Below are 13,437 nucleotides of genomic sequence, written 5' to 3' on the forward strand. Positions count from 1 at the left end.
TGCCAGCACATTTAATTTTCTTTATTCGTTCTAGTAATCATAAGATCAAGTCCAAGACTTTTTAATCCATATAAATAATCTTCTTTCCAATTACTCACTGTTATTTTCGGAATATGTTCCGCCGGAATGTACTGCGGACAAGTTTTTACAATTTGCTCTATTACAAATTCATTCACTTCATCATCACAGAAGATAAAGGCATGAGGGTTAATAATAGCTATACATGTAGCTATTAAACGAGTAATAGCATCTATATTATATTCCTCTGAATTATTCGAATCCCCACTTCTCAAAGCTTGTAAGAAATTTTTATTATCATACTGCGGAACGAAAGATATCTCTCCTGAGAAACATGTACTTCCGCGTACGACATCTCCATTTACCATAATCCCCGCACCTGGGCCATTTTGACCTGAATACAAATATACAAGAGAGGAATTGTCATTATTCCCCGTGTTTTTATGATACCCGAGCACTGCAGCATTCATATCGTTTTCTATTACTACTGGTATAGAAAACAGTTCCTCAAAGTGACTTTTCAAATTAAAATTTTGAAACTTTTCATATCCAGGAATATAGAAAATACGCCCATTATCGACCGCACCAGGGACACCAATTGATATAGAACTTATTTTTGGAAACATAGCTATAAGACTTTCTATATGTTCTGTTAATACGCTTAGTCCCGCATCAATTAATGCACTTGAAGTACTCCCTTGTTCTTTTACTTCCCCTAAACAGTTAAAAATTGTATAATTCGTCTCATTTTTTTCTAAAAATATCGCTAATCCTAACATATATTCTGGATTATACGCATATCGTTTCGCTCTTCTTCCGCCACTTGAATCATCTAAACCGACTAAAGTGACTTCACCATCTTGTTTCATATTTTCTATAAATTTACTTATCGTTGGAAAACTAATTTCTAATGTATTACTAAGTTCAACTTTCGTCGCACTTCCTTGCTCTAGAAGAGCCGTACGAATGCCGCGAAGGATCGTCTCTTTAATCGATTTTTGAGTAACAAATTGTTCACTCAAATCGCTCACCACCTTAATCAACATACTTATTAAACACTTTTAATAAGTTGCGTTGACAATATATCATACATCATTTTCTAAAGCAATAGAGATGATATATTTCCGCTGCATGCAATCCTTATTTAGCTCGGTGTATTCTCTCTTGTAATAGACGATACAATTCCAGACAAAAGAACAAATAATAAAACAGCTAGCAAGGCATTACGTATTCCGAATGCTTCCCCAAGTATCCCTAAAAATGGTGGTCCGACTAAAAACGCTGTAAAACCGATTATAGAAACTGCAGCAACATTAGAAGTCGCATTTTCACGGTCATCTCCAGCAGCTGACAGACCAATTGGGAACCCTAGCGCTGCACCAATCCCCCACAGTACTACGCCAAATGCTAGAAAATACGAATTACCCCCAAATATTACGATTGAAATTCCTAGAATCGCCATCATAATAGTGGCACGTACGACAGCGACACGACCGAATCGATCAAGGAAATAGCTGCTACACATACGAGTTAACGTCATTGCTAATACAAAAATTGCGTACATAATAGAACCTGCCACTATACTTTGCTCATGTCCATCTACCATCACGATAGGTAGCCAATCATTTGCACTACCTTCTGCAAATGCCATTCCAAGCACAAAAAGACCAATTAAAAGCACCTTTTTTTCCATACGTAAGGAAGTACGCTTCTCTCTCCTTTTGTTCCGCGATTTCTCCTTCTTTCCTGTTCCATGCGGAAGAAAACGATACACCATACATACAAGTAATAGAAACATGACCGAAATCACAAGAAACTGATACAGAATCGGGATGTGAAGCGACGCTGCGACAGAACCACTGAGCGCGCCTACTAAAGTTCCTACACTAAAAAAGCCATGGAATTTCGGAAGAAGAGTTGTTCCTAATTTCTGCTCAATGGAAGAACCTTCTACATTCAATGCGACTTCCGCCAATCCGTAGCCTACTCCAAATACTAGTAAGCTACTAAAAGCCCCCATACTAGAAACAAAATAAATATTTATACCTAAACAAATCAATCCAACAATCATAAAAAACATACTGCCTATAATAACGTCTCTAGCTCCCTTACAGTCAATGAAGCGGCTTGCACTCAGTAAACCAATTATTGAACCAACAGATAGTCCGAACAAAATCCAGCCCATTTCTGCATTTGACACTGCTAAAACATCTCGAGTAGTTGCTGTTCTTGAAATCCATGTAGCAAACGCGACACCTGGCAAAGCAAATAAGAGAAAAAGAGCGTTTCGAGAGGCAAGTAATGTCTTTGTATGATTGTCCGCACTATATTTCTCCATATGAAACACCTTTCACATTGTCTATACGATAAGACACCAGTTTATTCATATACCCGTAAAAAACGATTTCTATAAGTCTATCGTTTTAATAACTTTAGCTGGATTACCACCAACAACTACATTATGAGGTACATCTTTTGTCACAACTGCCCCTGAGGCAATTACAGCATTGTCTCCAATTGAAATACCCGGGTTAATTATAGCTCCCCCGCCAACCCAAACGTTGTTACCAATCTTTACAGGCTTTCCATATTCTTTACCAGAATTCCGTTCCACCGGATGTAAAGGATGAGTGGCCGTATAAATATGGACACCTGGTGCAAACATACAATTATCACCGATTCGTACTTCACAAACGTCCAAAATCACACAATTAAAATTTGCGAAAAAGCTCTTTCCAACATGGATATTGTAGCCGTAATCACAACGAAAATCAGGATTAATTTGGGCTTTCCCATCAGCTGAAGAACCTAAAAGCTGATTTAATAACGTAAAACGCCTCTCATCTCCTGTCTCCATCGCCTCGTTATAAAGGCGTGTTAAACGTTTTGCCTCCACCCTATCAGCCACTAATTCTTCATCCTCCGCAACATACATTTCTCCCGCTAACATCTTTTCTTTCTCCGTTTTCATACATTCATCTCCTTTTTTATTGAATGAGATTCACTTATTAAACATGTTTAATAAGTAACCCTATATTAGCATACTTTTTAATATATGCAACTAATAAGTTCGGGAAAGAAATGCGAACTCCTTGCTCTACGTATCGATATGAAGAATAATTTATATCGAAAAACGAGGGAACGCTCAGCGCCCCCTCTCAAATCCAATCCGTTTCTTTATTTCTGCTAAATGTACCTTCGCGATTTCTCTTGCCCGCTCAGCACCTTTTTCTAACGCTTCGTATAATAAGCTCGGTTCGTTCATATACATCTCATATTTCTCACGAGGTCCAGCTAACTCACGGTCTACAACACGGAATAGCTCTTTTTTTACATCGCCCCATCCGATTCCAGTCTCATACTTTTCACGCATCGACTGTATTTCATCTTCGGTCGCAAACTCTTTATATATCATAAATAATGTTTCTAATTCTTTCGGTTCATTTGGAAGTGAAGAATCTGTTTTGATTTTAAATATTAATTTTCGAAGTTTTTCTTGCTCTGCAAATAATGGGATTACATTTCCGTAACTTTTACTCATTTTCCTTCCATCAAGACCAGGTAAAATAGCTCCTTCTTCTTGTATGACATACTCCGGTAGTGTAAATGTCGTGCCAAATGTATGATTAAAATACGTCGCAATATCACGCGCGATTTCAATATGCTGAATTTGGTCTTTTCCAACTGGTACATGGGTAGCTTGAAATAATAATATGTCAGCTGCCATTAAAATCGGATACGTATATAACCCCATATTCACTCCTGCATCGACCTCTAACCCCGCTTCTTTATTTTGCTCCACCTTCGCTTTATACGCATGAGCACGGTTCATAAGTCCTTTCGGAGTTAAGCAAGCTAATATCCAAGCTAATTCTAGAATCTCCGGCACTTCTGTTTGTCTATAAAAAATAACATCTTCCCCAAGTCCAAGCGATAACCAAGTAGCTGCTACCTCTTTCGTATAACTGCTGAACTTTTCTGAATCATGCACAGCATTTAACGCATGATAATCAGCTATAAAGTACAATGCTTTTCCTTCATTATTCTTTGACATTTGCAATGCAGGTTTAATCGCACCAATATAATTTCCTAAATGCGGATAACCTGTAGGCTTAATTCCTGTTAACATTATTTTCTCACTCATACTAACTCCTCCTTTCTCAAAATAAAAAGAGCCCCTCATCCTTAAAAAAGGACGAGAGACTCCCGCGGTACCACCTTAATTAGCTATCATTAGCTCACTTCATACTTCAATAACGTGAAGTAACCGTCTTTACCTACTCATTTCAGTTAGAAGCTCCAGAGCCCATTCCATATTCATCCCTTACTGATTTCCACCACATATCAGCTCTCTGAAAAGTTTCGAATATGTACTCTTCTCTTTCATTGCTTTTTCGTTATTTTTTTACAGTTTATCACATTTCACTTCCAAACAAACCCGAATTTTCTATTTTATATAGCAGGAATTTCCACTTCAATTGTCTAATGATATATAGGTTTGCAGAAATATTCGAAACAACTTTGGAGGTTTTTTCATGGTAAAATATATATCCATTTTAGGTTCCACAGGATCCATCGGCACATCTGCATTAGATGTTGTTTCAGCTCATCCTGAACATTTCAAAATCGTCGGTTTAACCGCAAATTATAACATTGATCTTCTTGAGCAACAAATCAAAACGTTTCAACCTCGTATTGTAAGCGTTGCGACAAAAGACTTAGCAGACACGCTTCGTACGCGTATTTCAGCAAATACAAAAATCACACACGGGACTGATGGCTTAATTGCAGTAGCTACTCACCCTGATTCAAATCTTGTATTAAGTTCTGTTGTCGGTGTTTCAGGATTACTCCCAACAATTGAAGCATTAAAAGCGAAGAAAGATATCGCCATCGCTAATAAAGAAACGTTAGTTGCAGCTGGACATATCGTAACTGAACTAGCGAAACAAAACGGATGTCGCTTAATTCCAGTAGATAGTGAGCATTCAGCTATTTTCCAATGTTTAAACGGAGAAAATAATAAAGAGATTGAGAAGTTAATTGTAACAGCTTCCGGTGGTGCTTTTCGTGATAAAACACGTGAAGAAATGCAAACATTACAAGCTAAGGACGCTTTAAAACATCCCAACTGGTTAATGGGCGCAAAACTAACGATTGATTCTACCACATTAATGAATAAAGGGTTCGAAGTAATGGAAGCGAGATGGCTATTTGATATTCCGTATGAAAAAATTGATGTAATGATTCATAAAGAAAGTATCATTCATTCTTTAGTAGAATTTATTGATGGATCAGTTATGGCACAGCTCGGTGCTCCTGATATGAGAATGCCTATTCAATATGCGTTTCACTATCCTACTCGGCTACCTTCTTCCTATGAAAAATTAAATTTATTAGAAATCAGTAGTTTACATTTTGAAAAACCAGATTTAGAGAAGTTCCCTTGTCTACACTACGCATATGAATGTGGCAAAATCGGTGGTACTACTCCCGCTGTATTAAATGCAGCAAATGAAATTGCGAATGCACGATTCTTAAAAAATGAAATTGTCTTTTTCGATATTGAAAAAACAATTTACAAAACAGTTGAAGCTCATCATAACATAAAAGACCCTTCACTAGATGCTATATTAGAAGCGGATCAATGGGCGCGCCAATATGCAAATGAATTATTAATAAAAAAGAGCTAAAACAGTTCCCACTGTTTTAGCTCTTTTTTCACGTATTTAACTTAACAAATCTATAACCGTGCGTAACTAACACTTTTAATATCGCATATCCTGGAATGGCTAAAATAATGCCCATAATCCCGAATAAGTTTCCGGCAGTTAAAATGATAAATATGATTGTAATTGGGTGAATATCTAGCTTTTTCCCCATTACTTGAGGAGAAATAAATTTACCTTCTGCTAATTGTACAACCATCATAACGATGATTACTTTTAACACCATTGCTGGCGAGTCGATAAATGCGATAATTAACGCTGGTGTAATAGCAATAATTGGTCCTACGTACGGAACGATATTTACAATCATCGCTAAAATCGCAAGTAGTACCGCATATTTAATACCGATAATAAGGTAACCGATTAATAGCATAATACCGATAAACAAGCTCACGATAATTTGACCTCTAATATACGAGCTAATCGCATAGTGCATATCATCTAGTATTCTCATTGCTGCTGGTTGTCTTTGTTCTGAAATGAATTTTAAGAAGTGATTCGGCAATTGTTCGCCATCTTTTAAAAGATAGAACAATATAAATGGAACCATTACAAATGTTAAAACAACCTCTGTAACAGTACTCAAGAATCCAGTTACATTCCCAGTTACTGATGATAATGACTTTGTAAAATCAACTGTATAGTCTTTTACCATATTCGCAACATTAATATTTAAATTCTCCTGAATTTTACCAAGTAAATTACTTTCCCCGAATCTACGCGCTGCTTGTTCAATCTCATGGCCAAAGTACGGTAAGTTATCAATTAATGCATCAATTTGATCTTTAATAATAGGGATAACCGTTACAACTAAAAACACAAATAATCCAATTACTATTAAGTATATTGAGGCTATCGATACGATTCTTGAAACACCTTTCTTTTCTAAAAGTGAAACGAATGGATGCAAAATATAGAATAGCACGCCCGCCAATAGTACTGGGAAGAAAATTGTTTTTAAAAATACGATAAACGGTGTAAAAACAAATGATATTTTTGTTAGTAATAAAATATTAATAAACAATAACGCAAATCCAAGCAATACCGCCAAATAATTTTGTTCTCTAAAAAACTTTCTTAACTTATCTCTTTTTCTTATATTTATTTTCTCCAATGAAACCACCTCTTCGAATGATGAAAAGCCCTTATTCAGGGCTCTTCATCATAATCTATATCTCTATTTCCTTACAGCTTTCACTACAAATGATACAATAAGAATTAACACGATTGCACCTAATAATGCTGGTACGACATGAATCCCACCAAATGATGGCCCAAAGGATCCAAATAATCTACCACCTAACGAAGCACCTAATAAACCTGCGATAATATTTCCGAACATACCACCCGGGAAATTTTTATCCGTTATAGAACTAGCAATTGCACCTATAATAGCACCAACTATTAATGTGATAATCCATCCCATTTTTAGTCCTCCATTTCTATTATAGTTTGTATGATTCAATACAAACATATGTATTTATCATTGCTAATCATATTTCACTATAGAAATATATTTACTACTATTTTACATATGGAGATACATATATTATATGCAAAAAAGAAAAATATTGTCAAACTCACCCATAAAGAAATTATATTAATATACCATATTCAAAGGAGACATCATTATCTATGATTCTTAAGGTAAATTCCACTTCTTTTGAAGTAGCAACATCCATTTTACAAGTTCAAATTCCAGCCTATAAAGTTGAAGGGGACTACTTAAATAGTACTGCCATACCCCGTTTATATGATACTGTAAACGATATTCAAAGTTGCGTTGAAACATTCTATGGATATTTTTTTGAAAATAAACTTGTCGGCTTTATTTCTTTTGCACAAGAAGAAAAACTAATTGATATCCACAGGTTAGTTGTATCGCCCGATTTTTTACAAAAAGGAATTGCAACGAAACTCCTAATTTATATATTTAACATGTTCCCTTCTTCTATGACATACATTGTACAAACAGGTAAAGCGAATACCCCTGCTATCGCATTATATAAAAAACACGGCTTCCTTGAAGTAACATACACCGAACTACCTGATGGAATAGTACTTACACAATTAAAAAAAACAGAAAAAACAAAATAATTTGACTAATCATTTTGTTTATGTTACCTTTTACCTTATAATACCTTTTGCTGAGTCCAAATTTTGGAGCGGGGGAACCAATTTTGTAGCTATGCTACTTGGGGCGAATCTTTTTTAAGTAGGGAAACTCTCACTTCCCGAGTCCGACAGCTAACCTCGTAAGCGTAATGGGAGAGGAAGGTGCTTTTTGCCTATGTTACACATCTTGCCTCCTTAATTATAAATATGGGATCGATATCAAATAGTCACCTATATTTATAGAAAAGGAGATATGTATTATGTTACGTTTATCTGATCACGCAATAAAAATGATGGAGCAAAGACTTCGACTCGAACAACATCGCACATATCAAGCAAATAAAATTGTAGATAACTTACATCATAAATACTTCTTTCAACATATTTTTCAGCCAAAAAGATAAAGCGAAACTTTAATCAGTGGGGGCATCCCCACTGATTATTAGTTAAACCAATCGGGCTTTTACGGTCCGTTGATCTACCACCTAACTTCTTTACTCTAGCTGAATTTTGTAGTGGGTGTCTTACTGCCCGTTAATGCAGGATAAAAAATTGTTCATTTAACATCAAAAACACAAGGTGTGTCTAAAAAGACATTCCTTGTGTTTTTATATTTCTTATAATATTCTCACTACATTTAAACTTGCCGTAATCGTACCTGCTATTGTAGTCACATGCCCAACACCGAGCGGGCCATTTTGTAATATAAACGTTGAATTTGCACTAGCTACATTTACAAGAAGCGTATTTGAAATAGATGGTTCCAATACTACAGTTGATGTCGTTACATTTTGTATAAAACTCCCTGTTACTTGTGTTCCATTTAATAGTAATCTTACAGATACTACTTCATTCCCACCAGTCGCGTCCCCTTGGAAATAGTAGCTTACTAAATATATTCCTGGCGTCGATACTGTGACAGTTGTAGCACTAGTTAAAGATACACCAGTTCCATATACAGTGGATCCCGAGTTAATAGGAATATTGGCATTTGCTGCAATTGTACTTGTTGATGTAGAAAAGAAATAGCCACCACCTGTCGATATAGCAGATGATCCTGTTGCTCCAGTTAAGCCGGTTGGACCAGTGGCACCGGTTGGGCCTGTTACTCCCGTTCCCCCTGTTGCTCCAGTTATTCCTTGTATGCCTTGGATTCCAGTCGGTCCAGTGGCACCAGTCACTCCCGTCTGGCCGGTTGCTCCCGTCGAACCTGTTATCCCTTGGGGTCCTTGGATTCCTTGAAGACCTTGGGGACCCGTTTCTCCAGTCGGGCCGGTTGCTCCCGTTGGACCCGTTATCCCTTGGGGTCCTTGGATTCCTTGTAGACCTTGGGGACCCGTTTCTCCAGTCGGGCCGGTTGCTCCCGTTGGACCCGTTATCCCTTGGGGTCCTTGAATTCCTTGAGGACCTTGGGGACCCGTTTCTCCAGTCGGACCGGTTGCTCCTGTTGGACCGGTTGGGCCCGCCTGGCCGGTTATTCCTTGTAGACCTTGAGGGCCGGTTGGACCAGTTGGGCCGATTGGACCTTGCACTCCTTGTATCCCCTGAATTCCTTGGGGACCAGTTGGACCAATTGGACCTTGGATTCCCTGAATTCCTTGAGGACCCGTTGCCCCTGTCGGACCGGTTGGACCTTGGGGACCTTGCACTCCTTGTATTCCTTGAGGACCGGTTGGGCCTATACTTCCTTGCGGTCCCTGGATACCTTGTATTCCTTGAGGACCGGTTGGGCCTGTTATGCCACTCGGACCTTGTACGCCTTGCACTCCTTGTGGGCCAGTTGGGCCACTCGGACCTTGTACGCCTTGTAGACCTTGTAAACCAGTTGGACCTGTCGCTCCCCTTACTCCTTGCTCACCTTGTATACCTTGAACCCCTTGTGGGCCGGTTGGACCGATTGGACCCTGTGCCCCTTGCACTCCTTGGGGACCTGTCGGACCGGTTGGGCCGATTGAGCCTTGTAATCCTTGTAGACCTTGCGGACCTGTCGGGCCGGTTACTCCTTGTATCCCTTGTGGACCTTGAATGCCTTGGTCACCCGTTGGACCTGTTGCCCCCATCGGCCCCTGCACCCCTTGCAAACCTGTTAAACCGGTTGCTCCTGTTGGACCCTGTATTCCTTGCACTCCTTGGATTCCTGTTGCTCCTGTTGCTCCGGTCGCCCCTGTTGCCCCTGTTGCTCCAGTCGGACCGGTTGGACCCCCTGGTGATCCTGCTGGACCGGTTGGACCTGTTGGGCCTCCCGGAGGACCCGTTGGACCCGTTGCTCCTGTTGGACCCGTTGCAGAACCAGTCGGACCGGTTACCCCAGTTGATCCGGTTAATCCAGTTGGACCTGGATCCCCTTGTAAACCAGTTGCCCCTGTCGGACCGATTACACCTTGCACTCCTTGGATTCCTTGAGAACCGGTTGGACCTACCTGCCCCATTTCTCCCTGGGGACCTTGTAAACCTTGAACACCAGTTTCCCCTTGTGGCCCCATTGGCCCCTGTTCCCCTTGGATTCCTTGAGAACCTGTTGGGCCTGTTGGACCAATTGGACCCTGTATTCCTTGTATTCCTGTTATACCTTGTAAACCACTACTTCCTAAATTACCTTGAACACCTTGTATACCAGTATTTCCAGTTGGACCTGTCGGACCATTGTCCCCTTGCACTCCTTGTATACCTTGTATTCCTGTTGGACCTGTCGGACCAACTTCTCCTTGCATTCCTTGTATTCCTTGTATTCCTGTTGAACCTGTTGGACCGATTGGACCAGGAATTCCTTGTATCCCTTGAATACCAGTTGGACCTGTCGGACCTCTTTCGCCTTGAATTCCTTGAACACCTTGTATTCCCTGTGGGCCTTGTTCTCCCATAGGTCCTTGACTACCTTGAGAGCCTTGTGGTCCAGTTAAACCTGTTGGACCTGTTGGACCATTTTCTCCCTGTACCCCTTGCACCCCTTGTATTCCTGTCGGACCTGTTGGACCGATTGGACCTTGTACGCCTTGTATTCCCTGCGGTCCAGTTGGTCCACCTAAAGCACCTGTTGGACCTGTTGGTCCAGTGGGCCCCGTAATACCTGGCGGCGGAAAAGGAATAGGTGCTTGAAACTTACTACACTTATCTTGATTCTTCACAAGCATCTCCTCCCGTTTGTAACGCATCAAACTATTTGTAATATGTTTAAGCTAGCTGTTATTACTCCCGCTAATGTCGTTACATGCCCAATAGCTAATGGACCATTTTGTAATGACAAAGTGGAATTTGGAGAAGTAACTTCAATTACCATCGTATTTGAAATCGCTGGTTCTAATATAAAATTACCTTTTGTAACATAAAGAATAAAACTCCCTGCGACTTGCGTTCCGTTTAAAACAAGCCTTACCGAAATCGTTTCATTCCCCAAAATTGCATCCCCTTGAAAATAATAACTTATTAAATATATCCCTGGCGTACTTAACGTTATAGTTGTCGCATTTGTTAAACTAACTCCTGCTCCAAAAATTGTAGAACCAGAATTAATTGGTATTAGCGCATTCGCTGCAATTGTACTCGTTGCAGTGGAAAAGAAATAACCGCCCCCACTAGGTAAACCAGTCGCTCCAGTCGCTCCTGCTATTCCCGAGAAACCTATTGATCCTACATTACCAGTTGCGCCTGTTGGTCCAACCGCTCCGTTTTGCCCCTGACTACCTTGCGCTCCAACTGGGCCTATACTACCACTAGCACCTGTCACCCCACTTGCTCCAATTGGGCCTTGCAAACCTTGAATTCCTTGTATACCTTGTATTCCTTGCGGACCCGTTGCACCTATATCGCCTGTCATTCCTGTTATTCCTTGTATTCCCGTAATCCCTTGAACACCTTGCAAACCTTGTGGTCCAGTTGACCCGGTTGCTCCAGTAGCTCCAGTTTCACCCATTGCACCAGTAATTCCAATATTCCCTTGTGGGCCTTGGGGTCCTTGACTACCTTGTGCCCCTTGGACTCCTTGAGGGCCAATTATACCGACCTCCCCTGTATTTCCTTGGGGACCTCTAATTCCTTGTGCTCCTGTTGGACCGATTATTCCTTGCACTCCTTGTATTCCTTGCACACCTTGAACTCCTGTTGGACCCGTTATTCCTTGTAATCCTTGAGGACCTTGCAAACCAATAGCTCCAGTCGGACCGATTATTCCTTGCACTCCTTGAAGACCTTGTGCACCTTGTGCACCTGTCAATCCCGTAGTCCCTTGTATCCCTTGAACTCCTTGAGGACCTTGTGCTCCAGCTGCTCCTGTTTCCCCTTGAATTCCTTGTACTCCTTGTATACCTTGCGCTCCAGCTGGACCCGTTGCTCCTCGGATTCCTTGTTCACCTTGAACTCCTTCCGCTCCTGTAACACCAGCTGGACCGGCTATCCCTTGTATTCCCACCATTCCTTGTGCACCTGTTGGGCCTATTACACCTTGAATACCTTGAATACCTTTAGGGCCTTCTGCACCTGTTGGACCAGTTACTCCACGCGTACCTTGTATTCCTTGAGAACCTTCTGCACCCGGTGGACCCGTTATACCTGGGTTACCTTGAGGACCTTGTGCCCCTTGGACTCCAACTGCTCCAACTACACCTTGGGAACCTTGGGCTCCCCTTACACCTTGAGGACCTGTTGGACCTGTTATACCTTGCACTCCTTGCGCTCCAATTGGTCCTATCCCCCCGCTTACACCTGTTGAACCAGTCGCACCCGTTGGACCTGATGGACCAGTCACTCCACTAGATGGACCAATTGGACCGGTTGTTCCCGTCGGACCGCCCGGTGGTCCTTCTGAGCCTTGTGTACCAGTAGGACCAGTTGCTCCTGTTATCCCTCGTACTCCTTTTGCTCCTTGAAAACCTGTGGATCCACTTACTCCTTGTATTCCTTGAACACCTTGTGGACCTTGAGGGCCTGTTACACCGGTTATTCCCTTTATTCCGCTTATACCTTGAGGACCTTGTATTCCAGTAGAACCAGTTGGTCCTACTACACCTTGTGCCCCTTGATCACCTTGGTGTCCTTGTTCTCCAGTAATTCCTTGTATTCCTTGAGGGCCGTCTTCTCCTTGTATACCAATAGCCCCTTGCTCTCCTTGTATCCCTTGAACACCTTGAGGACCTTGGGGACCAGTTATCCCTGGGACTCCAGTTACCCCTCTCTCTCCTTGTATTCCTTGTGCCCCCTTTTGTCCTCGCTCACCTATTTCCCCTTGTATTCCTTGTGTGCCCTGTATTCCTTGACTACCAGCAGGACCCGTAGCTCCCTGTGTTCCTTCTAATCCTTGTACTCCAATATCACCAATTGGACCTTGGTTTCCAATTAATCCTTGAGCACCTTGGAGGCCAGTTGGACCAGTTATACCTTGCTCTCCGGTATCACCAACAGCTCCTTGTATTCCCTGTGCTCCTGTTGTCCCTCGCGAACCTTGTATTCCCCTGATACCTTGAGGACCTTGGGGACCAGTTGCTCCCGTCGGTCCAGTCATCCCTGTTGGACCAGTTGCACCTATAAGCGGAAGAGGCAGTGCCACTCCGAATTTTTTGCAATTTTTATGATGACGCACAAC

General features: G+C 41.3%; 11 protein-coding genes, 1 riboswitch and 1 other annotated feature. Of the genes, 3 read left to right on the top strand and 8 right to left on the bottom strand.

The annotated features are described in order from the left end of the window. Positions 1-11: 11 nt before the first annotated feature. The 4 genes from JFU02_RS05500 to JFU02_RS05515 all read right to left on the bottom strand — a co-directional run bounded on the left by JFU02_RS05500 (position 12) and on the right by JFU02_RS05515 (position 4,162). Complete coding sequence (locus JFU02_RS05500; RefSeq protein ID WP_000003030.1) at positions 12-1,040, bottom strand: ROK family transcriptional regulator; 1,029 nt, start codon at positions 1,038-1,040, stop codon at positions 12-14. A gap of 122 nt (positions 1,041-1,162) precedes the next feature. Further along, entirely contained in the window at positions 1,163-2,356 is a 1,194-nt protein-coding gene (locus JFU02_RS05505) for an MFS transporter (protein ID WP_061666608.1), read from the bottom strand. Positions 2,357-2,425: 69 nt separating this feature from the next. Next, positions 2,426-2,989: a maltose O-acetyltransferase gene (locus JFU02_RS05510; protein WP_000845626.1), complete on the bottom strand. Its 564-nt coding sequence runs from the start codon at positions 2,987-2,989 to the stop codon at positions 2,426-2,428. A 174-nt stretch (positions 2,990-3,163) separates the two neighbouring features. After that, positions 3,164-4,162, bottom strand: a complete 999-nt coding sequence (locus JFU02_RS05515; RefSeq protein WP_001290887.1) for a tryptophan--tRNA ligase — start codon at positions 4,160-4,162, stop codon at positions 3,164-3,166. A gap of 44 nt (positions 4,163-4,206) precedes the next feature. Continuing rightward, positions 4,207-4,414 (bottom strand) — a binding site (T-box leader). A gap of 139 nt (positions 4,415-4,553) precedes the next feature. Between JFU02_RS05515 and JFU02_RS05520 the strand changes: the two genes are divergently transcribed. After that, positions 4,554-5,711, top strand: a complete 1,158-nt coding sequence (locus JFU02_RS05520) for a 1-deoxy-D-xylulose-5-phosphate reductoisomerase (RefSeq protein WP_098617678.1) — start codon at positions 4,554-4,556, stop codon at positions 5,709-5,711. Positions 5,712-5,739: 28 nt separating this feature from the next. Here the strand turns inward: JFU02_RS05520 and JFU02_RS05525 are convergent, their stop codons facing one another. Both JFU02_RS05525 and JFU02_RS05530 read right to left on the bottom strand, forming a co-directional pair. Next, complete coding sequence (locus JFU02_RS05525; protein ID WP_000411479.1) at positions 5,740-6,861, bottom strand: AI-2E family transporter; 1,122 nt, start codon at positions 6,859-6,861, stop codon at positions 5,740-5,742. 63 nt (positions 6,862-6,924) lie between these two features. Continuing rightward, positions 6,925-7,173 carry a GlsB/YeaQ/YmgE family stress response membrane protein gene (locus tag JFU02_RS05530; RefSeq protein WP_097888902.1) on the bottom strand — a complete coding sequence of 83 codons (249 nt, stop codon included), beginning with the start codon at positions 7,171-7,173 and terminating at the stop codon, positions 6,925-6,927. Between the two features lie 209 nt (positions 7,174-7,382). Here JFU02_RS05530 and JFU02_RS05535 point away from each other — a divergent pair, with 209 nt between their 5' ends. Continuing rightward, on the top strand, positions 7,383-7,844 hold the full coding sequence (locus tag JFU02_RS05535) for a GNAT family N-acetyltransferase (RefSeq protein ID WP_201070212.1): 462 nt from the start codon (positions 7,383-7,385) through the stop codon (positions 7,842-7,844). Positions 7,845-7,882: 38 nt separating this feature from the next. Beyond that, positions 7,883-8,025, top strand: a riboswitch (cyclic di-AMP (ydaO/yuaA leader). 97 nt (positions 8,026-8,122) lie between these two features. Beyond that, positions 8,123-8,266 carry a hypothetical protein gene (locus JFU02_RS05540; RefSeq protein ID WP_000945244.1) on the top strand — a complete coding sequence of 48 codons (144 nt, stop codon included), beginning with the start codon at positions 8,123-8,125 and terminating at the stop codon, positions 8,264-8,266. Positions 8,267-8,479: 213 nt separating this feature from the next. Here JFU02_RS05540 and JFU02_RS05545 read toward each other — a convergent pair whose 3' ends face one another. Next, positions 8,480-10,993, bottom strand: a complete 2,514-nt coding sequence (locus JFU02_RS05545; protein WP_207193688.1) for a BC_3345 family exosporium-associated protein — start codon at positions 10,991-10,993, stop codon at positions 8,480-8,482. 20 nt (positions 10,994-11,013) lie between these two features. Next, the gene (locus JFU02_RS05550) at positions 11,014-13,434 is read right to left on the bottom strand and encodes a collagen-like protein (RefSeq protein ID WP_201070216.1); all 2,421 of its coding nucleotides are present in this window, start codon (positions 13,432-13,434) and stop codon (positions 11,014-11,016) included. Positions 13,435-13,437 lie beyond the last annotated feature (3 nt).

This window comes from Bacillus sp. TH13 (genome assembly GCF_016651175.1).
In the GTDB taxonomy this organism is placed as follows: Bacteria; Bacillota; Bacilli; order Bacillales; family Bacillaceae_G; genus Bacillus_A; species Bacillus_A thuringiensis_S.

Coding starts and splice junctions, on each gene's coding strand:
- JFU02_RS05530 (WP_097888902.1), bottom strand. CDS start 7,173: ATGGGATGGATTATCACATTAATAGTTGGTGCTATTATAGGTGCAATT.
- JFU02_RS05535 (WP_201070212.1), top strand. CDS start 7,383: ATGATTCTTAAGGTAAATTCCACTTCTTTTGAAGTAGCAACATCCATT.
- JFU02_RS05540 (WP_000945244.1), top strand. CDS start 8,123: ATGTTACGTTTATCTGATCACGCAATAAAAATGATGGAGCAAAGACTT.
- JFU02_RS05515 (WP_001290887.1), bottom strand. CDS start 4,162: ATGAGTGAGAAAATAATGTTAACAGGAATTAAGCCTACAGGTTATCCG.
- JFU02_RS05545 (WP_207193688.1), bottom strand. CDS start 10,993: ATGCTTGTGAAGAATCAAGATAAGTGTAGTAAGTTTCAAGCACCTATT.
- JFU02_RS05510 (WP_000845626.1), bottom strand. CDS start 2,989: ATGAAAACGGAGAAAGAAAAGATGTTAGCGGGAGAAATGTATGTTGCG.
- JFU02_RS05505 (WP_061666608.1), bottom strand. CDS start 2,356: ATGGAGAAATATAGTGCGGACAATCATACAAAGACATTACTTGCCTCT.
- JFU02_RS05520 (WP_098617678.1), top strand. CDS start 4,554: ATGGTAAAATATATATCCATTTTAGGTTCCACAGGATCCATCGGCACA.